This is a genomic window from Roseovarius sp. MBR-154 (assembly GCF_053628595.1).
This window is the reverse complement of the sequence record NZ_JBRJGR010000035.1, coordinates 1-23206: the sequence shown is the minus strand read 5'-3', so window position 1 is coordinate 23206 and position 23206 is coordinate 1. Positions and strand designations below refer to the sequence as shown.

At 56.0% G+C, this 23206-nt stretch carries 26 protein-coding genes; 10 read left to right on the top strand and 16 right to left on the bottom strand.

The features are described from left to right. Nucleotides 1–145 precede the first annotated feature (145 nt). From ACSSV4_RS21910 to ACSSV4_RS21900, 3 genes are read left to right on the top strand one after another with little or no spacing between them, the layout of a single operon-like run. Nucleotides 146–727 carry a hypothetical protein gene (locus tag ACSSV4_RS21910; RefSeq protein WP_454277191.1) on the top strand — a complete coding sequence of 194 codons (582 nt, stop codon included), beginning with the start codon at nt 146–148 and terminating at the stop codon, nt 725–727. Then, complete coding sequence (locus tag ACSSV4_RS21905) at nt 724–1092, top strand: hypothetical protein (RefSeq protein WP_454277190.1); 369 nt, start codon at nt 724–726, stop codon at nt 1090–1092. Before ACSSV4_RS21910 ends, ACSSV4_RS21905 begins: the two co-directional genes overlap by 4 nt. 58 nt (nt 1093–1150) lie before the next feature. Then, complete coding sequence (locus ACSSV4_RS21900; protein WP_454277189.1) at nt 1151–3100, top strand: type IV secretory system conjugative DNA transfer family protein; 1950 nt, start codon at nt 1151–1153, stop codon at nt 3098–3100. On the opposite strand, the gene ACSSV4_RS21895 is transcribed toward ACSSV4_RS21900, so the two are convergent. Then, entirely contained in the window at nt 3097–3333 is a 237-nt protein-coding gene (locus ACSSV4_RS21895; RefSeq protein WP_454277188.1) for a hypothetical protein, read from the bottom strand. The genes ACSSV4_RS21900 and ACSSV4_RS21895 overlap by 4 nt on opposite strands. Nucleotides 3334–3410: 77 nt before the next feature. Here ACSSV4_RS21895 and ACSSV4_RS21890 point away from each other — a divergent pair, with 77 nt between their 5' ends. The 3 genes from ACSSV4_RS21890 to ACSSV4_RS21880 are packed head-to-tail and all read left to right on the top strand — an operon-like array spanning nt 3411 to nt 6228. Then, nucleotides 3411–3860 carry a hypothetical protein gene (locus ACSSV4_RS21890; RefSeq protein WP_454277187.1) on the top strand — a complete coding sequence of 150 codons (450 nt, stop codon included), beginning with the start codon at nt 3411–3413 and terminating at the stop codon, nt 3858–3860. Next, on the top strand, nt 3857–4384 hold the full coding sequence (locus ACSSV4_RS21885; protein ID WP_454277186.1) for a hypothetical protein: 528 nt from the start codon (nt 3857–3859) through the stop codon (nt 4382–4384). Before ACSSV4_RS21890 ends, ACSSV4_RS21885 begins: the two co-directional genes overlap by 4 nt. Nucleotides 4385–4428: 44 nt before the next feature. Then, complete coding sequence (locus ACSSV4_RS21880; RefSeq protein ID WP_454277185.1) at nt 4429–6228, top strand: WD40 repeat domain-containing protein; 1800 nt, start codon at nt 4429–4431, stop codon at nt 6226–6228. A gap of 155 nt (nt 6229–6383) precedes the next feature. On the opposite strand, the gene ACSSV4_RS21875 is transcribed toward ACSSV4_RS21880, so the two are convergent. The 10 genes from ACSSV4_RS21875 to ACSSV4_RS21830 all read right to left on the bottom strand — a co-directional run bounded on the left by ACSSV4_RS21875 (nt 6384) and on the right by ACSSV4_RS21830 (nt 16259). Further along, nucleotides 6384–7289 (bottom strand): ArdC family protein, encoded by a 906-nt coding sequence (locus ACSSV4_RS21875; RefSeq protein WP_454277184.1) that lies wholly within the window; start codon nt 7287–7289, stop codon nt 6384–6386. Between the two features lie 269 nt (nt 7290–7558). Then, on the bottom strand, nt 7559–8101 hold the full coding sequence (locus ACSSV4_RS21870) for a recombinase family protein (protein ID WP_454277183.1): 543 nt from the start codon (nt 8099–8101) through the stop codon (nt 7559–7561). After that, nucleotides 8098–8418, bottom strand: a complete 321-nt coding sequence (locus ACSSV4_RS21865; RefSeq protein WP_454277182.1) for a type II toxin-antitoxin system RelE/ParE family toxin — start codon at nt 8416–8418, stop codon at nt 8098–8100. Before ACSSV4_RS21865 ends, ACSSV4_RS21870 begins: the two co-directional genes overlap by 4 nt. Continuing rightward, nucleotides 8405–8650: a type II toxin-antitoxin system ParD family antitoxin gene (locus tag ACSSV4_RS21860; RefSeq protein ID WP_454277181.1), complete on the bottom strand. Its 246-nt coding sequence runs from the start codon at nt 8648–8650 to the stop codon at nt 8405–8407. The genes ACSSV4_RS21865 and ACSSV4_RS21860 overlap by 14 nt, the downstream gene beginning before the upstream one ends. 181 nt (nt 8651–8831) lie before the next feature. Then, entirely contained in the window at nt 8832–9860 is a 1029-nt protein-coding gene (locus tag ACSSV4_RS21855) for a phospholipase D family protein (protein ID WP_454277180.1), read from the bottom strand. Between the two features lie 75 nt (nt 9861–9935). Further along, a complete protein-coding gene (locus tag ACSSV4_RS21850) occupies nt 9936–14027 on the bottom strand; it encodes an Eco57I restriction-modification methylase domain-containing protein (RefSeq protein ID WP_454277179.1) in 4092 nt (1363 codons plus the stop codon). A gap of 136 nt (nt 14028–14163) precedes the next feature. Further along, complete coding sequence (locus ACSSV4_RS21845) at nt 14164–14706, bottom strand: hypothetical protein (protein ID WP_454277178.1); 543 nt, start codon at nt 14704–14706, stop codon at nt 14164–14166. Beyond that, on the bottom strand, nt 14706–15452 hold the full coding sequence (locus ACSSV4_RS21840; RefSeq protein ID WP_454277177.1) for a hypothetical protein: 747 nt from the start codon (nt 15450–15452) through the stop codon (nt 14706–14708). Before ACSSV4_RS21840 ends, ACSSV4_RS21845 begins: the two co-directional genes overlap by 1 nt. A 181-nt stretch (nt 15453–15633) precedes the next feature. Continuing rightward, complete coding sequence (locus ACSSV4_RS21835; protein ID WP_454277176.1) at nt 15634–15957, bottom strand: HigA family addiction module antitoxin; 324 nt, start codon at nt 15955–15957, stop codon at nt 15634–15636. A gap of 17 nt (nt 15958–15974) precedes the next feature. Then, complete coding sequence (locus ACSSV4_RS21830; RefSeq protein WP_454277175.1) at nt 15975–16259, bottom strand: type II toxin-antitoxin system RelE/ParE family toxin; 285 nt, start codon at nt 16257–16259, stop codon at nt 15975–15977. Between the two features lie 790 nt (nt 16260–17049). Here ACSSV4_RS21830 and ACSSV4_RS21825 point away from each other — a divergent pair. The 4 genes from ACSSV4_RS21825 to ACSSV4_RS21810 are packed head-to-tail and all read left to right on the top strand — an operon-like array spanning nt 17050 to nt 19378. After that, nucleotides 17050–18099, top strand: coding sequence for a replication initiator protein A (locus tag ACSSV4_RS21825; RefSeq protein WP_454277174.1), 1050 nt, complete (start codon nt 17050–17052; stop codon nt 18097–18099). 42 nt (nt 18100–18141) lie between these two features. Further along, nucleotides 18142–18864: a ParA family protein gene (locus ACSSV4_RS21820; RefSeq protein WP_454277173.1), complete on the top strand. Its 723-nt coding sequence runs from the start codon at nt 18142–18144 to the stop codon at nt 18862–18864. After that, nucleotides 18864–19112 carry a hypothetical protein gene (locus ACSSV4_RS21815; RefSeq protein ID WP_454277172.1) on the top strand — a complete coding sequence of 83 codons (249 nt, stop codon included), beginning with the start codon at nt 18864–18866 and terminating at the stop codon, nt 19110–19112. The genes ACSSV4_RS21820 and ACSSV4_RS21815 overlap by 1 nt, the downstream gene beginning before the upstream one ends. A 29-nt stretch (nt 19113–19141) precedes the next feature. Beyond that, entirely contained in the window at nt 19142–19378 is a 237-nt protein-coding gene (locus ACSSV4_RS21810; protein ID WP_454277171.1) for a hypothetical protein, read from the top strand. Between the two features lie 29 nt (nt 19379–19407). Here ACSSV4_RS21810 and ACSSV4_RS21805 read toward each other — a convergent pair whose 3' ends face one another. The 5 genes from ACSSV4_RS21805 to ACSSV4_RS21785 all read right to left on the bottom strand — a co-directional run bounded on the left by ACSSV4_RS21805 (nt 19408) and on the right by ACSSV4_RS21785 (nt 22259). Next, nucleotides 19408–20691, bottom strand: a complete 1284-nt coding sequence (locus ACSSV4_RS21805) for a relaxase/mobilization nuclease domain-containing protein (protein ID WP_454277170.1) — start codon at nt 20689–20691, stop codon at nt 19408–19410. Next, nucleotides 20688–21017 (bottom strand): MobC family plasmid mobilization relaxosome protein, encoded by a 330-nt coding sequence (locus ACSSV4_RS21800; RefSeq protein ID WP_454277169.1) that lies wholly within the window; start codon nt 21015–21017, stop codon nt 20688–20690. The genes ACSSV4_RS21805 and ACSSV4_RS21800 overlap by 4 nt, the downstream gene beginning before the upstream one ends. Nucleotides 21018–21352: 335 nt before the next feature. After that, nucleotides 21353–21634, bottom strand: coding sequence for a hypothetical protein (locus tag ACSSV4_RS21795; RefSeq protein WP_454277168.1), 282 nt, complete (start codon nt 21632–21634; stop codon nt 21353–21355). Continuing rightward, nucleotides 21634–21987, bottom strand: coding sequence for a DUF3768 domain-containing protein (locus ACSSV4_RS21790; protein WP_454277167.1), 354 nt, complete (start codon nt 21985–21987; stop codon nt 21634–21636). Before ACSSV4_RS21790 ends, ACSSV4_RS21795 begins: the two co-directional genes overlap by 1 nt. Continuing rightward, a complete protein-coding gene (locus tag ACSSV4_RS21785) occupies nt 21984–22259 on the bottom strand; it encodes a hypothetical protein (protein WP_454277166.1) in 276 nt (91 codons plus the stop codon). Before ACSSV4_RS21785 ends, ACSSV4_RS21790 begins: the two co-directional genes overlap by 4 nt. Between the last annotated feature and the right edge of the window lie 947 nt (nt 22260–23206).

Sequence of the window (23206 nt, the reverse complement as noted above, 5' to 3'; positions counted from 1 at the left end):
GCGCGCGGTGCGGGAAACCAAATTTCCTGACCGGCGGCTACCGCCACAAGTAACCCGGTCTCAAACCCCTAAAATCAAGAGCTTCCTCAGCTGCTTTCAAAAGGAGCGGATGGGGAAGGCTTGGCCAAATATGAGGAAACGGCCAATGCTGAACCAACTCTCAGAAATCGCCCCGGCTGGCGCACTCTTCGCGGCCATCGCCTGGGGCGGACTTTCTTACTTCGCAACCGGCCCTGAAATAGCCGGCCGCATCGCGCGGATTGACTATGTTCCAGCCTGCGAACGCATGTTGGAAACAAGCATTGCATCTTCGTTTGAGGGCAAGCTCGCTCAGGTCTCCCAATCGTCCGAGATCGAACGCCAAGGTGCAGCGGCCGGAGCCTATATGGGCGGCATGACGCAACAATACCCTGAACACATGCAGTTTCTCGATATGATTACAGGCGGGGGCTTTAGCGGTTCCGTCCAGGCGATGAACGGAGTTGCAAGGGAAGCACGTGAAGCGCGAAGCCGTGCAGAAGCCGCGATCAAACGGCAACGTAAAGCGGCTCTTGAGAGCGCGCCTGATCAATGTTCCTGCCAAGTTGCTGCGGCAACGAATGATAGCCGTAACGACTGGGCGCTGTTCGCAGGTTCCTTCGGTCTCATCGAGCAAAATGGTGTGACGAAGTTCGCCTCTCTCATGCGGGCCAATGCACGCATGTGTGCTGATCGGGTGCAACTATGAGCGGGGTTCTCTTCGAAGGGGATGGTTTCCGGGTGACAGATCGCATCCTGACGACCCCCCGCCGAACCTACGAGCTCAAGAACGTCGAGCTCGTCTCCGTTAAGCAGCCGCTTTTGCTGCTCTGCGGAGGCATTGGCCTCGGCCTGATCGGGTTCACCACAGCCTTCTTTCGGTACCTCTACACGGCCGAAATCCTGACCCTGGTCATACTCGCAGTTGGAGCGATTGCCGCCTCCGCCATGCTCGGCACGTTGAAAGTGCATTCTCTCGCCATGCGTGGAGACGAAGGCACGCTCTACGGCCGGATCACCACGCTGCGCGCCGTCAAGGATGCGGTCAGCCACGCGCTCGACGCACGTCAGTAGGAAAGAGAGGGCGCAGGCATTGCTTGCGCCCTTGTTCTTTGTTTGCCGGAGCTCTCTCATGGAAAATCAATCATTCATCTGGAACATCAACGCCAAGGCTCTTGGGGCTGTCACATTCGGATATGCGGGTTGGTCTCTCTTGCCCAAAGGGGATTTTGACCCCTATGCCTATGGCTGGTACGGCATGGGTGGTTTGATGATGATCTCGGCCTCAGCGATGACGCTAGGAGCGGCAGTCGCAGTGGGTCGGGATTTCGTCTCACGACGTGAAGTCAATAATTTCAAGAAAAGCGGATCAGGGCTGCATACCGCCGGTTGGGCCACCGAGGCCGATCTTGAACGCGCGGGGATGTTCGATCCGATCGAGCCGCCTTTGGGGCTTGCCCTGAACGGACGGGCGTTATTTGGCCCCCACAAACTGCACATTCCGCATTGGAAACATCTCGCCCCTAGTGGGGCGGGTAAAACCACCTGCGCCGTTGTGCCATCTGTCATGCATGCTGCGCTATCGCCTGACGGGGGCACGGTAATCACGATCGACAACAAGGACGGGGAAATCAGCGCACAGTCCGTTCCCGCCCTCGAAGGGCATGGCATCAAATGTGTTGTGATCGATGATCGTGATGTGACGAGCTTGAAAAAAACACGCGTCAACCCGTTTGGTCCATTCAAGCATGCTTTCATGCAACATGAAGCACGAGCCAGCATGATGGCGCGCGAGCTCGCCTTGACACTGGAGCCCGAACCCGCTGACGATCCCAAAGGCCGTTTCTGGCGAGATGGACAACGGGAATTTCTCACCTTCGGCCTTCTGGCGCTTGCACAGTATACACCGGAAGATTGCACACCAACCGGCTTATGGCGGCTTCTGTCATCAGAACAAATGCTGAGAGACGCCTTGAAGGCCAGCTCGAAAGCGTCGGGCGCATTGGGCGATCTGGCAACGCGCATTTTCATGCGCAAGAAATCAAGCCCTGAGCACTATGACGATTTCCTCAGCACCGCACGGCGGCGCGTTGAAATCTACGAAGAAGGCGGACTGCTCGAAGGTGTCGGCGAGGGAAGTGATTTCGATCATGCCTCGATCAAGTCCGGTCGCATGGCGGTCTTCATCGTTGGCAGCCAGGAAGGCGGCGAAGTGTTGGCCCCCAACACGATGCTGCATCTGACCGCCTTTCTTCAGGCGACGAAAACAAAGCCGTCTACTCCGGTGAGATTCATCGTCGATGAAGCGACCAACTCCCCTGTGCAGAGCCTCGTTGAAGAGTTCACAAAACTGCGCGCCTATGGCGGGCGCATCCAATTCATCGCCCAGGCGGAATCTGAAATCCGTAAAAAATTCGGCGACAAGTCGGCCGAGACGATCGAAACCCAGTGCGGCGTGAAGCAGATCATGGGGGTCTCGAAACATGAAGATGCCGAACGTCTGTCAAAAATCCTTGGCATGGGGCCGGGAGTGGCGGAATCCATCAATCCGAACGGCAAGAACGGCGAAAACACCAAGAACCTGAGTGACCAAGGACGGCCTTTGATGACCGCGTCTGAAATTCTTCAGATGCCGCGCGATGAGCAGATCATCCTGGTCGATGGTCTGCCCCCGATCCGCGCGAAAAAACTCGCTCAGAACGAAATAGGTCCCTGGGGGGACGAGCTGGCTCCCAACCCATTGGAAGGCGGCAAGCTGCCCTTCACGCCAAACATCACCATCACCTACGGCAAGGGCGCAAAGCCCAACACCGTGCGCCACAAAAACCGCGTCGGGAAGATCAAGACATCAAAGCGCACATGGCTGTTCAGACCGACTCATTTCTTCTGGGTGCCGGTCGCGGCCTGTCTTGCCTTGGCAAGTGTCCAGGTCGGTGATCCGCATTTCAGGTGGTCCTACAGCTACCAGGAATTTGCAGGCCGCCCGCATTACAGCCGGTGTGAATATGTTGGTCTGACTGGAAGCTTTACCCTGCGGCCGCCGAACGGCCAGTGCCCATTGATCACCTTCCGCCGGAGCTAGTGCAGTCGATGGCCTTCTCGCTCTTCACGCTCGCGCACGAAGGCCCAGACCTCGCCCGCTTTCAGGGCGCGAAGGATGCTGTCAGGGTCATTGCCCTGTTCAATCTGTTCGTCCCAGAATGCCTTTTGCTCAACATCGTAAAAAGCAGGCTCCTTCGCATCCCAGAACTGTTCGTAGGTTTTGATCCGTCTCAGGAAGGTTCTCAACTCGTCTGTGTCTGAAAATGTAGCCATGAAAACAGGATATCAAATCCATGAGCTTCCAATCAAATTTTGATGGCCCGCCGCCTCGTTCCCCGTCTGCGGAAAGAATGAAACAGGCATTCGATGACGCCCGACGCAAGGCAGAAGCTGAAGCATTCCGCTCCCCGGAGCAATGGCAACGCCTTCAGGAGATCGAGCGACAAGCCGAACGGCTGCGCCAGCTTTCCCAAAAGCGATACAAGAACGAGTACAAAGACCTTGTAAACAATGAGACGCGACGCTTGTTTGCCGAACATTACAGCCCGCAGAGGGATCACAAGCCGAAGGATGTCGCCAATTCAAACAACTTCACACGGCAAGCTCAGAAGAATGTCCGCAAGCGCCAGGAGGCCCGTATTGCCTGGATTGATCGTTCAGAGAAAAATCAGGCTGAGCGCCTCCGCGATCAATCACGGGACAAGCCATTTCGTGATGTGTCCTTCGAGCGCCCCGCACAAGAGCGCGCCAAGAATCAGGAAAAGGGCGGTCTCACCAGAGAGTTCCGGCGATTGCGTTGATCAATGAAATCTATCACCAGCACGTCGGCCTCAAGGCCGAGGCCCATCGAATGATGACGAAACCAATGAAACCCAAGGCAGCCGCTCCTTTGAGGCCAAAATTTTCATTTTCTCTCTCAATTTCATATAATTATGACATGAGTACGAGTGATGAAAACGAGCAGGTATATACAGTTGTACATGAGTTGAACGAAGTAGGAGATCAGATCGTTGCTGAGTCTTGGTATCAAGACGGCGAGCTCTCGCGAGCAAACGGTCCAGCACATACAACTTGGTCCGAGGACACCGGTCAAAAACTAAGCGAGAGTTGGTACGTGAACGGCAAAGCTCATAGACGGGACGGACCGGCGTACGTAGTCTACGTAGAAGGCAAACCAGGCATGAAATATCGAGAAGAATGGGCGCAAAATGATCAGCTGTATCGCATTGGAGGTCCGGCCAAAACAGCCTACGATCCAAAAACTGGTGAAGTAATTTCAACTTTCTACCACCCAAAGCCACATTCCGCCAAACCGTCGCCATAAATCAGAGTAGAGCCTTGAACAGTAAAGTTTTAGCGAACCAGAATATGCGGAAATTCCTGCACGCAGAGTTTCGTGCTGCCTTTCGACTTAAGCGCGTGGGCCTCGATGGAAATTGCAATCCTGGCGAGTTCGTCTCTATTTCAAACTCCAAGAGAGTCTTGTTGATACCCTACATCGAGATAAGGATCGGAGACCAACCTGACGATATCAAGGAGCAACTGGAGTCCGTTTTTCTACGGCACTTCAAGAAGGGACTTGAATACAAGACGGACTCGACCCGCTTCGCTGGTGCTACCTTCCCACACGAGCTGTACGAATTTACTGTCGATTTTTTGTCTAGGTACGGCAATGAGGGTTTCGCCGATCGATATGCCCAAAAAACTAAGGAAGTAATCAAGTCTATTGCAGAGGCGGACGCTTCGAAACCTGAACCGATAGTCTCCGACGTTGAATTACGATCGGAACCGCAAGGCACCAACGCTGTTTCGAAACGTCCGCTTGTAAAGGTGAGCATAGGAGCTGTTGCCTTACTTTCCTCGGCGGTCACGCTGACGTGGTTGTTTTTGCGAAGCGCTGACGTAAACGAGAGCTCACGTCCAGAACCCTCGGTGGCGCGGGTACCAGAACCCGAGGGAGAGAACCGTGCGCCTAGAAGTGAACCGAGAGTCTCTCAGGTTAGCCCAGTAATCTCGTCAGCCCCTGTAAGCGCAGAACCCGTTCATCTACCAACAGGGAAATATCCTCCTGACGCAGTGGCATTTTCCAATGATGGAAAGTACGTAGCGATCGCAGATTCTGATTGGATTGTAAGGGTTTACTTCGCGGATTCTGGGATTCTAGTAGCTACTCTTGCAGGGCACGAGGGAAGAGTTCACTCCCTCGATTTTGCTAGAGACAGCGACCTTCTTGCCTCTGGCTCCTCGGATCACACGGCACGAATATGGTCGATCGGACAGCAAAAACAAATCCGAATATTTGGCGACAGCATCAGCTCGGCAAGAAATGAGCTAACCGGTACCAACGTAAGCTTTTCTCCCGATGGCAACCTGGTTGCCTACGGCGGTGCCGACAAAAAAGTCTACGTCCGTCGGGTTGGCGATGGTGTTCTAGAGAAGTCCTACACCACCGATCCTTCGGTCTCAGATGGCGATCTTCTCCCCTACTATCAAGCCCAACGTGACGAAGCTTGTCCAGGCGTCAGCATGGCGATTTCCCCAGAATGTTCGACCGCCAATCAATTGCTCCGAGAACAAACAGCTAGGGCGCGTGAGCTTGAAAAGGCGCGAAAACGCCGAAGCCGGGGCAATGAAGGTGTACAAGTCCTCTCATTTTCCGATGATGGCAACACGATAGCAACCATATCAGAAACGGCCGATGGAGACCTTCAAATATTCGATTGGCGGAAAGAAACCTTCGTAAACAGGCTAAGCATGTTTACGAATTTTAGTATTACACCGCGTCAGATCGCTTTCAATCCTTCAGATGCATCACTGTACATCGTGGGGAAAAAGGAAATCGGTTCGCCCATACCAAAGGCTTTTGCGCACTTCATGATGCTAGAAACTGCTTACTCGTCAACACCTGAAACGATTTTCCAAGCGCCCTATCCAACTGTGGGAGAGGTTACGCGGCTTGATTTCTCCCCAGACGGCCGGTTGGCAATTTTTTCCGTCAAGGATGGTTTTGTTGCCTTCGATGTAGACGCCAGGATACCTGCACGCACGTATGTGAGTAACTGCTATCACCGGCATGTTGCTCTTTCTGGTGGATCACCGCTCATGCTCTCAGCTGATTTATGCGACGGCAAAGGTATAACCGTTCTGCCTTTTACAGCTCTGCAATAGGTCGCTGTAGCTAATATATAATACACCTTTTGTGACTTTACCCCGTATCTGCCTTACACCCCATGGGGGTCGAAGCGCCCTTCCATGAACGGCACGACAATTTGCATGCAAAGCGCCTTTCATGACGCTCAAGGGCGAGAAGAAATAGGTGCGGCTTACGCCGCACCGTCCTCGTGAGCGAGGAGCCAGGTCGATGCCTGGGACGCCTTGGCGGCGGCGGTGAAGATCGCCTTCTTGTCGTTCTTCAGGACACCCAGCCAGTTCTTGATGTAGCAGGCGTGATCTTCGCGCGGTTCGGGCGTGATCCCGAGATCAGCGCAAAGGAACGCCGCGCCAAGCTCGGCGATCAGCTCTTCGATTGCGTAGGCTTCATCGCCAAAGCGGCCGGAAAGATCGCGGTCCAACCGCTTTTCTGCCCCCGACCAGTGCACCAGCTCGTGCGCGAGGGTCGAATAAAAGCCTTCAGCAGCGGTAGTGGTCTCCGTACCGGTAAAGCGACGACGATCTGGCATGCGGATCATATCCAGGGACGGGATGAAGCATGCCTTGTCGCCTCCCTCCTCGATCCGTGCACCAGTGGCAGCGGCAAAGGCTTCGGCGCGCTCGATCGGGTCGAACGCAGGTTCTTCTGGAAGTTCCTCGGCCATAATCTCGAAACCTTCCACCTGGGCAGCGTTGAAGACGCGGCTTGCTCGGGCAATCATGCGCCCGCCAGCCTCGACCTCGCCGGTCTGCTCATTCACGTCTTCGACCTCGAAGGTCTTATAAAAGATGACGAGCGAGGATTTTTCGCCCTTTCGCACCTGGCAGCCTTTCTCCTGCCACTGGCGATACGTGCCCCAGACATTGGAGGGATAGTCGGCGGCCAGGGCAGACACCCACAGGCTCACGATATTGACGCCGTTGTAGGGGTTCTTCGAGGCAACGTTGACAGGACGCGCGAAGCTGCCGCCTGTGTTCTTGATCCAGGGGAGCCGGAAGTCTCCGGCGGTTTCGATAGCATCGACGATGCGAGTGGTGATCTCCTGATGGACATCGAATTTCTGTGTTGTGCGGGCCATGAGCTTTTTCCTTTCGCGTCTTTGAAGCCGCGATCGTCGCGGCCTGATGGCGACCGGAGAGGCAGAGCCAAACAGCCCTTGCACCCCGAAGGGGCGGGCGAAGCGAAAAGACGGCGCATGCCGTTGCCAGGGATGGGGGGCTCTGCCAGGGATGCCAGTAAAGAAGGCCGTGATGGGCGCGCTCAAAGTCCCGGCGCAAAAAGGAAAAGCGTGCCCCTGCATGACACGCTCAATCTGTTGTCCGATTTCAGGGGATCAGCTTTGCAGCGTCACTTGATGCGAGAAACCGTTGAGCGGGATACCCCGAGAACACGGGCGATCTCAGCATTGTCCTGTCCCTCACGGCGCATCTTGAGAACCGCTTCGCGTTGATGCTGTGTGAGCTTCGGGGGTCTGCCTAGCCGTCTCCCCGCCCGTCTGGCACGATCGCGGCCCTCGGCGGTGCGCTCGGCTATCAAGGATCGCTCAAATTCCGCAAGACCGCCTAAGACGGTGAGAATGAGCTTGCCGGTAGGCGTGGTGGTGTCTGCCCATGAATCAGCAAGCGCCTTCAACTTTGCGCCCTGGGTTTCGATCGTGTGGACGATATCCAGAAGATCGCGGGTTGACCGTGCCAGCCGATCAAGCCGCGTCACAAGCAGCACGTCCCCTTCAGAGAGGGTGGCCAAGGCTTTCTTCAGCTCGGGCCGATCATTCCGCGCACCGCTCATCGTCTCCCTGAATACGGGATCGCACCCCGCCGCGTGAAGCTGTTCGAGCTGAGCATCGAGGGTCTGGCCGGAGGTGGAAACGCGCGCGTAGCCGATCTTCATTGGTCCACCGCCCTCAAGATCGCTTGCCAGTCCTGTCCCGCGCCAAGGACGCGCAAGATCGCGAGGTGATCACCCTCGATCCGGTAGATGATCAGATGCTCAGCGCTTGGGTGGATGCGGACAGGCGGATCGAACTCAGGACGCTCGCGCGCCATCTCCGGCATGAAGAGCAATCGATCGAAGGTATCTTCCAGGATGTCGGTATAGCGGTCGGCCTGCTCCATCGACCACTGCTGAGCCGTGTAAAGCCAGATGTCTTCAAGATCGTCTTGGGCGGACGGTGTCAGCCTGTAGGCGGTCAGGCTACTTACGGGCATGTCGCTCCCGCATCCGCGCCTTGAACGCCTTGAAGTTGAACGGCTCTGGATCGCCGCTCTTCACGCCTTCATCGATTCCGCGCTGCAAAGCCTCTATAGCCTGTGCGCGCTCCTGATCGCGGCGAATGAGGTGACGCACGTAGTCGCTCGTGTTGCTGAAGCTCCCATCCTTCAGGCGAACTTCGATCCAGTTCTTCATCGGATCAGGAAGGGAAACATTCATCGTTGCCATAGGTCATCCTCCTTTATCGGATCACCTTAACATGAAATGGCAATCTTTGTCAAAAATGTTGTCAATCACCGCCATACCCTTCGGTGAGTTATGAACGCAATTTTTGCACGATCCAAGCGATTGAAATCGTTGTCTTGGATTGAGCGTGCATAAGTCTTGATTTATGCACGCAAGAGCGATGTCATTCGATGCCCCACCTACGAGCTCCCGCCCGAGTCTGTTGTGTGCATTTGGTTCGTAATGTTTCTGAATATTCTCTGCGCGGAACAATGTGACAGCTATATTCGTTTGATGCGCTTCTTTCGAACCGAACTATTGTTGGACGGACCACATCGCGCAAAGGACGAAGGCGAACTCGATGCGTGTTATTCTCGAAATGTGTAAGCTTGACCCGCACTTCTTCAGATGGGAACCGAAAGATAACATCCTGAGACTGCAAAGGGCCGACACCAAAAAAAGCGGACAACGTCGCAACGGGTAGCTGGATTTGATATCCTGGACTTCCCGTCCCCTGCCCGCCGGTTTCGTTTTCTAGTATCTGAAGATACAACTGGTGCGGGCGATCGCTAGCCGGATCAAGGCGTCGAAGCGCGGCGTCTCTCTTTCTAGGCGTTTTAATACCTAGAAATTTGGAGAACAGTGGCTTTGGAGCAGCTTGAGCGCCTACATCAATAAATAGGCCAGTATGCTTATTCTTGCCAGAATTTTGAACTGACCCTTCCGACGACATCCGGCCTTCGAGTTTTGCCTTTCGAACAAACTCGATATCAGCCTTCTCAGAAAGGGCCCGAATGCCACTCCAGGAAATATTCCATTCATCGGCTTCAGATGATTGCAAAACAATCTCTGCGCCCATTTCTATGTTTCTGCTGATACCTGCTCCGGTAAGGTTCGCCGAACCTATTATAATGATAACCTGATTTCCGTACCAGAATTGGTATACTTTTGGATGAAAAGTCGCATTATCAAATTTATCAGTGACCGCCCCAACATACACATTGGAGCCAAAGATATCCGCAAGATATAGGCCATATAAAAAGCTATCCGGTGATGTCACTCCATTGTCGAATCCGAAGACAAACTCAGCACTTCCTCCTGCACTAAGGAAAGCTTCCAAGCTTTCCGAAATTAAGCCAAGACCGTCCCATCTAGCGTAAGCGGATGCAACTTTTACCGATAGCAATCCATCCAACTTAAGCAGCTCGTTCAATCGATCGTAAAACCGAAAACTGCCATCGTAGGATTGGTATCTTGGGAGAATCTCACCTGCTGCCATTATCTATTCTCATAGCTCGATCTCCGCGTCGGGGTTTCCGGCCGCAAGTGCATTCATGTGGGCCAGGCATAGCTCGCAAGAGCGGTATTTACCGCCATAGGCAGCCCGCTCTTCACGCTCGACGATCGGGAAGGTCGAGTAGATGTAGCGGATATCGTCGCGGTCGGTGATGCCGTAGAGGTTGAAGAAGACTGCATCGAGCTTGGCACGCAAGGCAAGGCGGCGCTCTTCATCCCAGGTGAAGGGGGTCTTCACGGTTCCAGCCTCGTCCACATAGCCCATGTCCCGCGCGAAAGGAGCCATATCATGAGCTGTGTAGGTCAACTCCAACACTGCTTCACGGACGACCTCCGAAGCCGTTTTCGGACCGAAATGAACTTCGTCGTAACGGTCAGGTGGAATGACCGGTAGCTGCTCCACAATGAACAAATTAAGCGTCTGGCCTTGGATTTTTTGCCGCGCTGCATAATCGAATGGCACAGCATTGAAGTTGGCGCATAACAACCACTCGTGACGATCTTCACCTAGTGGTGTAAGTAGGGGCACTTTGTTTCCGAAGCCCACCAACGGGAACAAAGCTGCGATCATGGTACGAACGTTAGTCGGCGCAGTAATTTCCTTGAAACCCAGAGCCCATCCTTCGCTACGCTCCCAGCCGCACTTATTCGACGGAACCCAGAACTGCGGGTCGGGAACCCATGCAGGATTTTCATGTTGCTCGACAGTTGCAGGGAATGGCTGTGCTGGACGGTGTTGGTTTGCAGGATTGATCAACACACTCGCGGCGCGATGATCAAATGCTTGAACCATCTTGCCTTCATAGAGCGGCAACCAATTGCCTGAAGCGCTGCCATAAAGGTTGCCCCCAAGGGGATAGCCTCCCTCCTGATCTTCAAGCTCGGCACGTGTCCGAAATAACTCGGAATCGTTGGTCATATGGAACATCGTAGAATACCTAACCGGCCAAGCTTTCTCTTCCTCTCCGCTAGACCTATCAACAAGAATAGGAGCACTAGCGTAGATAGCTTTGGTAAGGTCGGCATCGCGCTTCGATCGGAAGATCGGTGCAGTGCCCGTGTTTGGATTCACACGTGCAAAGTCCTCGGCGCCAAGCGAGAAGCAAACTTCAGGATCAGCAAGCTCGCTCACAGCTTGAAGGAAGAACGCGCAGCGCGCGGCCTCTTCTGTCGGCGTCGGGCTGGCTACGAAAGCGCAGAACTTGAAGCGGCTGTCCACGTCCTCGAAGAAGGGTTTCAAATCATAACGTGTACGCCGGTTCTCGAAGTCATAGAGCGCCTTCAGTCGCCCTTCAGTCGCCACTCCCTTAAAGAACCTAGCGGCGGTCTTGTCTGAGGCGATACCAGACGGGACAAGCAGGCCGATCAGCCCGTCTTGCTTGACCACGGTCATCGCGCGTTCAACGAAGAGCGAATAGAGGTTCACGTCACCGCCCGAGAGTAAGGGGAAATCCCCGCCTTTGCGTGCCATGCGTGTTCCTGCCTCGGCACGCTCTGACGCCTTGGCATAGTCCTGTGCCAAGGGATCGCCTGCTTTTTCGAGGGCGGCGATTAACTTCTGTCTGTCGGACGCGCGCGCGGCCATTGCGATCGCAGGACGGCGTTCGGCAAACCACTCGATCTGTTGCAGCTTCATCCGATCCCATGGCGGGTTGCCGATCACGGCATGAAACCCGCCTGTCAGCTCGTCTTCTTCCCAGTCTGACCAGATGCCTGGAAAGGTCACTTGCCAGTTGAGGAAGTTTTCCTCTGCGATCAGCATGCGCGCCTGGCCTAGAATCTCTGCAAAGCGCTGCCCCTCTTCGCGCTTGGTCTTGGGCTCTTTCTTGCCCATGGCAATGTCGAGCGGATCGCCAAACTGGCCGTCGAAGAAGATTTTGAGTGCGGCCGTGTCCGCCTTGTCCTTGATGTCGAGCCAGTCGATCGCATGGATCAGCTTAAGGAGCGCATCGAGCGGCGCGGTCATATCCTCTACTTCCGCAAACACGTCCGCCGATCGGTGCGCCTCGGCAATCTCCGCGTCTGTCAGCCCTTCAACGATCTGCATCTTGGATGCCGCTCGCAGGGCACGCTTCATCGGCTCATGCAGCAAGAGCGGCGTGCCGTAGGTAGCGGCCTTGTCGATCCCCTTCTTGACCCAGGAGCCGAAGAGGCTGTCGCCACAGCGAAGATGGTGATCGAGGAAGGACAGCGGCGCGCCCACGGTGAAGGTATGCAGCCACAGCGCCACCTTGGCGAGCTCCACAGCCATCGGGTTTTTGTCCACGCCATAGATGCAACGCTTGAGCACCATACGGCGAATGATGTGCCGGTCGTCGAGCTGTTCCTCGTCGATCGTCCAGTCACGTTCATCGGCGTTGGCAAGGATTGTGCCTCTGATCGTGTCGATCCGCTCGCCAAGCGGCGAAATGTAGTCACCCCATTCCTCGGGCGCGTCGAGCTCGGCCTCGGCCATGGCGGTGATCACCTGGTCGGCCATGAAATCGACCAAGCTCACAAGGAAGTGGCCGGAGCCCATGGCAGGGTCGCAGATTTTCAGGTCGAGAAGCGCGGTCGCCGGATCAAGAATTCTGAGCTGGCCGATCTTGCGATCGTCCGCCAAGTCACGCTGCTCCAGCTCTTTGATCTTGTCCCTGAAGGCCCGCTTGCGCTCTTCAACAAGTGGCTCAAGGGTCTCGGTCAGGATGAGCTGCACCAGGTCGTCGGGCGTGTAATAACTGCCCGATCCCTTGCGGGCGAAGATGTTCGGCTGAACGGTGATTTCATCGCCATCGCGCGTCACCTCATATTCGAGGAGCCGCTCATAGATCGAGCCAAGCTGCTGCACCGAGAGGTTGCGGTAGTTGATGTATTTTCGCCCCTCGGGAGTCACTTCGAAGGACAGGGCGTCGATCACGCGCGCCATCACCGCATCGGGGATGCGGATGTTGGTCAGGATCGCATGCCGCTCCTGGTCGAAAAGTCCGCCGTTGTAGGGCGGCAAGCCGATCGAGGCGTCCCCCTGGTCGATCGCGATGAACAGATCGGCCATCGCGCCCCAATAGCGCGCGGCGGTTTCTGAGAAGACATCGTTCTTGTCTTTGCGCTCTTTGACATCGAGGCGCACTTTGTTGCGCAATCCGTAGTCGTCATAGCGTGTGTCCTTGACCGGCAAGAGATCACGGTCTTCGGCGTAGAGGATGAACAAGAGGCGGTAGAGCAAGATTAAGGCTGCTTCGCGCACAGCCTGTAGATCGGCCTCGGGCGCGGCCTTGACGATCGCGCGCACCAGATCGGGGAACACCTCCCCGAAAACCTTGTTGGAGAGGTCTTCGGCAACGCGCTCTTCGTAGAACTTGCCTTCTTCGAGGGCTTTTTCGTGGAAGGTGCGCGGATCAGCGCCCGCAGGCACGAAGGCTTCGCGCCGGAAAACAAGATAGAAGACCTTCAGCCAGTGACGGTGATCGTCCTCATTGAGTGCGAAAAGCCCGTCATTGTGCCCAGGTAGGTCGAGGATCGCGGCGATGTCGAGCTCGAAGAATTGCTCGGAGACAGATCGAGCGCCTGAGAAATACAGCCGCCATTTTGAACCGTTGGTCAGAATGCCCCAACGGAGTGTACCGCCCGTTATGTCGTCGATGCGGCGCAAGTAGCGGAGCATCTGGGTCGAGGGCGCGGTTTCCTCTCCACGTCGGCCAGATCGCCGATCGAGTGGGCGCGCCCATCTTTTGGACTCAACCACGGCGCGGCCAAACTCGTATCGCTTCCATTCTTCGGGGAAGCCGTTCGCCCTGGCCTTCGTTTCAACGCTTTCAAACAGCAGACCATCGGGCACGTCTTCGCGCCCCTTCGGTGACAAGTTTTGCTGGCGTAGCGATTCCGTCCAGCCAAGCGCTTCGAGGATTGGCCAGATCAGATCGTCTTCGGTCTGGCTTTCATTGGGTGTCTGGGAGATTGGGAAGCGGTCGAAGACCGATCGGACAATCTTGCCAAACTGGTCAAGATCAGCATCGCCAAGGGTGTTCCACTCCGAAACGTTCTGAATGGACTCGGTCAAAAAGTCGGAAGTAAATAGGCTGCCCTGGCTTGCGATCTCACTGCTCAAATCGAGATTTCCTTATTGTTTTTGGAAGTCTAACAGCCGTCACCTAGAGTTGCACTTGCAAAATAGAGATTCGCGGCGAGCTATCCACACGCAAAGAGGACCGCATGCATGCAAGGCGCGTTGCATGCCAAAATTATTATTCTGTGGGGTCGAAGTCCAAGGACTGTTGAGGGTCTTCAGGAGGTAGATCGAGATCGGCAGTCCGGTATGCGTCCAAACCGGCATGCTTGGCGTAGCTGTGCACGTCAGCGTCATCGGAATAGACTGCGTGAGCTCCTTCAGCTTTGGCGATGGCGACGATCTGGCGATCAAATTTGATCTTGGTTTTTGTCACCTCGGGATTTGCAGCATCGACGCGATGCCCGCCACGCTTGATCGCATCGCTCATGGCAAGGGCAGCTTCAATCGCAGCCTTCTGATCAAAAGGCGCTATCCGAAAAGCGGTTTGGCCGTTTAATATATCGAGATATGGCTGCATTGCCTCGCCAGCATGTACCAAAACCTCGCTTAAGACTGGCGTCGGAATGACGATCTTTTCTTTGTCGGATGTCAGGTTTTCGATCAGATACTCGATCCGCTTGGCGGCTTTGTTCAAAGGTTGTCCCGTTGCGGGATCGTTGGGCGGCTTGGCGTTCCGGTCAAGGACAAGAAGCAGAACTGAGCTATCGAAAACAACCATTAGTGCAAACCGTTACCCTTTTCTCGTAGCGCTTTCAGGGCACTAATCGGATCGTCCATGTCCTTCCATTCGCTGCCTTCGATCTGGCGCATCTGGTCGATGGCATCTTTCAGATCATCGGCTGCGAGGACGTTGTAGCTCTCAACCTTGAACTTCTTAAGAACCCACGTCCCTTCCTGGTCTCGCAACCACCTACCCGTGCCGAACACGCGCACCGGTTCATACATGTGCTTGGCAAGACGGCGTGCGGTCTCGCGATTGGTGTCGATACCCGTATATTTGATTTCGCCGTTTTGAAGCTGGAGGTGTACGGTCTGATCTGCACCGCTCACGCTGATCAAGATGCCATCGAGCGAGCCTTCCTGGTTGAACGGTCCAAATGTTGTGGGCTTTGGGCGCGTCACGCCTGGGAAAGCAATAATTTCGGCGGTCTCGTCTTCGTCCTCGTAGACAAAACCGGTCGCGTTATCTTCTGCGAGCAAGCGGTCGATTTCAGTCTGTGCTTTGGTCGCTTCGGGGCTCCCTTCGCCGCGTTTTACTTGGGCAAGGTGGCTAGCAACTTTTGGCACGTCTTCATGGTCGATCTTCGTGACAAGCTGCGTGCTTCCAGGTTTCAGAGTGTCGAAGTGAACAGCCGTGTCATGCCCGAGCAAAGCCGCCAGGTTTTGCATGTACTGAGCCAGCCGAGCCATAGGGATGGTCTCGGGGGTATAGGCTTTGATGTACAACGTGTAGCTTTTGCTCATGGTTTCCTCGTCACAGTCGTAAATATCGAACTGCGCCTTCCATCGTAGCATTTAGATTAGGTCAGTAGCAATAAAATTCAATAAACACATAGGCTTATGAAATAGCTTTGAAATTCAGAATCTTAAGATGAATGATTGCATGCAACGCGCTTTGAATGAATGATTGCGCACTCATGCTGCTTCAGACCAGTCTCGGCTGCTCGTCCTGCGGCCGTGCCGGAAAACTTGCCCGCGTCGGCAGCTTCTTGATCTGCTCGCCCGTCTCCTGGTCAGCAACGGCCAGATCGAACTGCGCTTGCAGATTGATCCAGAACTGCGCGTCGGTGCCAAACCAATGGCCAAAGCGCAAGGCGGTGTCGCCAGTGATGGCACGCTTGCCGCTGATGATCTGTGAAACGCGGTTTGCAGGCACGTCAATTTGACGGGCGAACTCTGAGAGCGTGATGCCAAGCTCGTCGAGCTCATCCTTGAGGATCACGCCGGGATGTACGGCTCGTTTGAACATAGTTTTCTCCTTTTCCTTTAGTGGTAATCCACGATTTCTATGTTGGATGGTCCTGGGTCGGTGTCTGGCCAGGTGAAGCAGATACGCCATTGCTGATTGATGCGGATGGAGTACTGCCCTGCCCTGTCACCACGAAGCGCTTCAAGCCTGTTGCTGCGCATCATGCGAAGATCATCGAGAGACGTTGCCGCGTTGAGAATGGCAAGCCGCCGCTCTGCCTGATCGGCAAAGCCTTGGAAGGTTTTCACCAACTCACCGTTCGCAAACTGCTCGGTTTTTTTGTCTCTGTAACCCAGGATCATCGTTGCTTACCAAGATAGCAAAAATGACGCCTTACGTCAAGCGTCACGTTCGAGTCGCCTTTTCTAAGCATTTTACCCCCTGTATTTGCCTTACACCCCATAGGGGTCGAAGCGCCGTCCTGTCGGTTTGGTGCGCTGCCCTATCCGCCAGGAGCCTCGGCGGAAAGTGAAAGTTGATCTGCTTTCGGAGCCGTCCCTTGCTTGAGCCCGAAAAAAGAACAGCACGGTTCACGCTGCAAGGGCGCGAAGCGGGAGCGGAGCCACGCGCAAGATGCGAAGCATCTGAGCATGGCGAGCACCCACCCCTTGTGGCGGGGTTCGTGATGGTCTTAGGGCTTCATGAAAGCAAGGACGTGTCTGCGATTTGCACATCTGCTTTTGGTGAGTCCTGAAGCCTCTTTTATGGTGGGGGGCGCGGGTTCGCCCCATCGGGGCGAAGGGGCGCATGATGGTTATCGGCCGACTAGGCCGATGCCTTTTCGAAGCAGCTCGAAGAGCTGTGAGAGAGTTAAATAGAGTTAATATAGAGTTACACAATTTTGAGGGTGCGGTAACATGTTGAAAATGCATGTGGAATCGGGCTGATTTTCCGAAATCGGTGTGTGAAGTGACGAAAGATGGTGTGTGAAATGACGAAAGACGGTGTGTGAAATGACGAAGAGCTTGCAAAGTTATCCACAGGCTGAGACGGTGTGTGAAGTGACGAATCTTGACGACCGGTGTGTGAAGTGACGATAGTAGTCCAAGGTGTGTGAAGTGACGAACCGCAAACAAAATCCTGGTGTGTGAAATGACGAATGAAAGCGCTGTGCTCCCTGCCCGTTCGCCGCTCTTGCCGGATCGGCATCCGCAGCGCGATCTGTTTGTCTGTGACATTGTGGACGCGGTGCCAAAGGCTGACATGGCGTCGATGGAACACCCTGTATTCTCACTCTCAACCAAGCCAGACATGCGCACCCGCCGCTATGAGCGCGGTGAAAACTGGATTCAGATCGCCCCGTCCCGCCAGGGGCTCGCTACCGTGCACGATCGGGACATTCTGATCTACTGCATCAGCCAATGCATCGGCGCGCTCAATGAAGGCCGAAAGGTCAGCCGCCATGTGCGCTTCAAGGCGCATGATTTGCTGGTTGCGACCAACCGTCAAACCTCGGGGCGCGGCTATGAGCTCCTACGCGATGCCCTGCGCCGCCTGAAAGGCACGGAGATCGAGACGAGCATCCGCCAAGGGGGTAAGGAGCACTTGAGCGCCTTCGGGCTTATCAGCGCCTTTGAAATCGTCCGTGAGACACGCGACGGGCGCATGCTCGATGTAGAGATCACGCTCGCCGATTGGGTGTTCGATGCGATCGAGAACAACAATGTTCTGACCCTCAACAGGCAGTATTTCTTCCTGCGCAAACCCCTTGAGCGCCGCCTCTATGAGATCGCGCGCAAGCATTGCGGGGCGCAAAGCCAGTGGAAGATCGGCCTTGAGCTCTTGCGCGACAAATGCGGTTCCAGCTCGACGGTGAAGGAATTTCGCCGCCTGCTTGGAAAAATCATCGACGATGATGGCCAGCATGATCACATGCCCGACTATACCTTCTTGATCGAAGATGACGTTGTGATCGTTCGGCCGAAGAAGGAAACGCACCAGAGCGCCCTGCCCTTGCCGCTCTCGTCCTTGCGCCTTGCGCCCGACACGCATGAAGATGCGCGCCGTCTTGCCCCTGGCTGGGACATGCACCACCTCGAAGATGAATGGCGCTCCTGGGTGCTCGAAAAAGCGATCTCCGTCAAAGACCCCGACAAGCACTTCCTCGCCTTCTGCAAGAAGCGCGGGGCGTATAAGCGCTAAGCATGCTTGCATGCATAGCGCCTTTGTGGAAAAGCCCCAAACATGCTTGGCGCGATGTGGGCAAGCGTGCTAGCATGGTCAAAAATAGCGACAAGACGCGGAGCAGAAAATATGACCTACATAATCGGAATGGTGTCCCAGAAAGGCGGCGTGGGAAAATCCACCCTCGCCCGCATGATGGCGCGAGAATTCGTCGCCGGTGGCCTGTCCACCAAGATCGCAGACCTCGACACACAACAGCAGACCTGCACCCACTGGGCAGGACGGCGCGCCGAAGGGGGCATCACGCCTGAACTTCAGGTGCAGAGCTTTGCCACGGTGAAGACTGCGCTTGCCGAAGCGCCGCGCTTTGATGCGTTGATTCTCGACGGCAAGCCCAATGCCTCGGATCAGACCGCCGAGATTGCTTTGGCCGCCGATCTTGTGGTGATCCCGACAGGGCAGACGGTGGATGATCTTCATCCTGGCGTCGTCCTGGCCCATGCCTTGCGCAAGAAGGGCATCCCGATCGACAAGATCGCCTTTGCTATGTTCAAGACCACGGGTAGCGAGCGGGAGAATGCCGCCGCAAGGCAATATCTCACCGAAGCGGGCTATCACGTCCTTGAAGGCGACGTTGGCGTCTCCACGGCTTATGGATCGGCCTCGGATGGTGGAAAAGCCATCACAGAGACCTCGTTCCGCACTTTGAACGAGCGCGCGTCCAAGCTGGCGCAGAGCGTGATCGACAAGATGGCAGAACTTCACGAAAGGAAGGTGGCGTAATGGCTACGAACATCACTAAGCTCAAAAGTTCCAAGGGCGCACCACCTCCGGCCGATAATACGCCGGACGTGATCGCCCAAGACACGCGCCCGGAGAAGGTTGATCTTAAGCCGCTTCAGGTTCGCATCCCGAAGACCGTCTTCGAGGAATTTAGCGAACAAGCGGGTAGGGAGTATGGCTTCAGCCATGGCGCGAAGAAGCAACTTTTCCTGAAGATGTGGGAAGCCTACAAGGCGCAAAACATGTAAGCATGTTTGCATGCAAAAGGGAGGTGGATATGTTACACGAAGAATTCAATGTGAAGCTCATTTTCATAAAGGACGGTGATCGAGTCGCATTCGACTTCAAAAGCACCTCCTCACCAATCATTCCCACCATTGGCGAAGACGTAGTCGTGAACGATGCATCCTCTGCACCCGCAAAAACATTGACAGGAAAAATTACCTCAAGAGCTTTGCAGATAACTCAAAGTAATACGGCTCTAGGATATAACTACGAATTCTTAATTGCATGATTGCATGCAGAGCGCCTTAGCGCTTTGCATCAATCCCGCTCGAACCCCTTGTCGCGATCCCGGTTTCTCGGACGGCTGCGACTGCGCTTCGCGCCTTCGGCGCGGCGCTTGGCTCGCTCAAGCCGTTTGTCCGAAACCTCCCGTGTCTTGCCGTCATCTTCAGTCTCAGCCTTGCGCGCGGCCTCAGAGAGCGCCTTGGCCATGCGGTCGCGTTCCGATGGGGCAGGGGCGTGCTGTGCTGTCTCGGTATTGGCGCGCACGCGGAAGGATTTCCGCGCAACTTCACCCGATCGCCCACGTGATCCTTCAGAGCGTTTGCGCTCGATCATGCGCTCATCGCGTATCCGCTCGGCCGCATGCCTGCGCTCCATCTTTTCCCAGTCGCGGGCATAGTCCTGTTTGAGAGCATCGCGGCGCTCGACCATCCGCGCCTCGATCGCGTCCTTTGACGCCTTCAGGCTGGCCAGTTGGGCCTGGTCGCGCTTTTCAGCACCGAAGAGCTTGCGCACCACCGACCGAAACAGCCCCTTCTTGCCAATCCGTTCCTCAAGCGCGCTGATCTCCTTGTCCAGCTTGGCGCGGGGTTTGGCATAGTCGCGTCGTAGAGCCGCCTCCAAAGCGCTCTGACGGCGTGTGAGGCGGTTCCGCAACTCGGACGCCTCATTGGCCTGTCGGGTGCTCCTGGCGTCCCTGATGGCCTCAGGATCAAGCGAGCGATGCTGCTTGACCCAATCATATTCCTCGCGCGTGATGTTCTCGTTCTTGACGAACTGCCCCTGATCACGCCGCGCATTATGGTTCACCCGTGCATGAACGCGGATTTTCCCCTGGTCGCGTTCATAGGCTTCCGCCCATCTCGAAAGCTTCAGGTGGTCTTTCGAGGTACTGGCGGCACGGCCATTCTCCGGGTGAACACGATTGAGGATCACATGGATATGCGGGTGCTGCGTGTCGTTGTGCGACACCAGCACCGCCTGTCGATCCTCCATCCCGAGCGCCTTCAGACTGTCCTGCGCTGCCCGGACCATTTCCTCGCGGGAAGGGGTCTCGTCCTGCGCCCAGGCAAGGCTGTAGGTATAGACGGGCTTTTCAAGCTTCCGTCCCGTGGCAGCCACCCCGGTCGATTGCTTCAGCTCGCGCTGATGCAACGCCGTCCACGCCATCAACTTCAGCGACCGGTCGGGACTGTCGGTGTGGGTGTTGAGCGTATGGGTGAACGCCACGCGCTCGGAGGTCAGGGCGTCCTTGTCGTGCAGATAATAGAGCCCTGCACCTTGGAAGGAGGCTCCCCCAGGACCGACGCGGGGGATCATAGCTCGATCATCCTGTCGAGCAGTTGATCCACCCTGGCCAACGCCTTCTCAAGGCCGTCCGGCATGTAGCCGGTCTTGTTGGCCACGCGCGCAAGCTGGTTGAGATTGACCCCGATCCGGCGAAGCTGATCGATCGTCTCGAAATCAGCCCGCGCGCCCTGCTGCACCACCACTTCGGTGGAGAGGGCGGAACGACGAAGAAACTCTGACGACGACAAGCTCGCCTCGGCCGCGCGCAGAAGAATTTCTGCGTGCTCGGCAGGCGAGACGCGCGCCTTGATCCATTGCGCGCGCTTGTCATTCGTCGGTTTCTTCGGTCGTGCCATCGCTCCTCTCTACGCAAGCGCCTCGCTTGCCTGGTGGGGCAGGGGCCGAAGGGGCGGGATCGGGTCACGATCCTCTAGCGCCTTTGGCCAGCCGGGTGCCTTGCACGCGGCTTCAGCCCTGGGGTTTGGTTCAGGAGGGGGGTGGGAAGAGACCCCCCTAATCCTGACCAGATCGGCTCATTGAGCCGCGTTTTTGTCAAAGCGAATTTTCAATTCGTGACACAAAAACATATCTGGCTACTCTCTTTATTGTGAAGTTTTACCATAACGCCCATACGTTTGCCAGTATTTTGAAAGGTTGGAATTTGCGCGTTCGCCTGACGGCGAACTCAGCCTCAAAAGAGGCTGAGTTGTTGCGTGGCGTTCAGGTGCTCCTGCCACGCGGTTTTTGCCGCTTCACTGTCCAGCCAGTCGCGCATCATCGTCTCCACCTCGTCCATCGTCAGGATGGGATCGACGGGACCGAAGAAGTGCGACCGATACCCGGTCTCAGTCACGGGAAGCGCTGCGCCATCGAGGGCGTGCAGCTCGACATGGTCGATCTGCTTTGCCCATCGCGGCGTGTAGGAAAGCCGGATGTCCCGGCCTTCCCATTGGATCACGCGATGCTCGGTCATCACCATTCCTCCGCAAGCATCACAGTCAGGACGCGACGCGTCTGCGTGATGTCGGACGGGTCTGGGCTGGCCGTCGGAAAAGAAGGATCGTAGTAGGTGATCTTCCAGAACACAGTGCCCGCTTCCGGGTGTTCGATCGCGCCGAAGTCGTGCTCGCCGTAGGGGTCGTTGTCTTCGGTGAAATCATCGAAGTCACGCACCAGGAACCAGAGCTCAATCTGGGCTTCCGGCGAGAGCGCTTCGATGCCGCGCGTGAAGACGAAGCGACCGAGAAGGTCTGTGCCAAAGACCGGAACGCCAAGCCGTGATCGAAAGCGGTCATTCTGCTCCGCGAGGGGAGGGGAGGTGCTCATTGCGCACCTCCTTGATCTTTCCCGTCCACGGGGACGAGGAAGATCACACCCTGGCGTTGCGTCAGCTCGATCGGGATGATGTCGAGCTGAAGGACGCCGCCGATCTTGCCGCCCTTTCGGGGCCAGACGGCACCGATCTCCTTGGGACGGGCGAGCTCGTCGCGGCCCTGGCTGTCCTGTCCGGTGATTCGCGAAAACGTCACGCGGTAAAGCGGGCGGTTGAGAGTTGAGTTTGTCATGAAAAGTCTCCTTTCGTGTTCGGGCTGGTTCATTCCAGCCGTTGCGGTCGGAGACTCGGATTGCTCAAGCCGTGCGGGTCATGACCAACACGGGAGCGCAGCGAACGGAGCGGGCAGGCCATTGACGCGAGCTGTTCTGCTGCGTCACGCGACACATCCGATAGAACGCAAAACGATGGCTGGAATGGACGGGCTCGGAACCGCTCAAAGGAAGACGCCCTGACGGGCGAAAGAAGCCCCTCGCCGGGGGGCAGCCCCGTTTGATGCGATCAAACAGGGCTGACGGTAGGGTAGGGCGCTGCGACCCCCTCAAGCGCTGTCCTCGTCGCCACAGGCTCCTGCGGGATCGCTTGACCGGCTCTTCGCGCCGAAATTTCTTCCTAAAGGCGTACGCAAAAAACCTCAGACATTCAGAGACTACAGAAAACCTACAGGAAAAAATTCATTCTACACAGAGGCTTGGGGGATGTAGAAATCTCGACGGCGAGTTTTCTAGTCGTCATGTTTGGAAGCATCACAGCGCTTGAACAGTGTTGTGGTCAACAGCAACCAAACTTGAAACGGAGAGTAGATATGTCCAACGCATACGACAAAGGCAAAGCTGCCTACGGCAACAACCAGTACATCCCCAAGATGCCCAACTACGCAGACCAACAGCGTGCGAACGCCGGTTGGTGGCACGCAAAGCAGGGCAAATAGCGTTTGTCCTTTGACCGGGCGCGCGGTGCGCCCGGTCAGCACAACGTCATGGGAGGCTAACAATGTCCTATTTTCCTAGGCACTGCACCAGTTGTGGAAGCCGCCGCTCAGGGCCGGATTGGCCACCGCGCGCAATTTGCGACCACCCACCCCACGGCATACACGGCCAGCATAGCACATTCTGTTGCGCGCGGTGCGGGAAACCAAATTTCCTGACCGGCGGCTACCGCCACAAGTAACCCGGTCTCAAACCCCTAAAATCAAGAGCTTCCTCAGCTGCT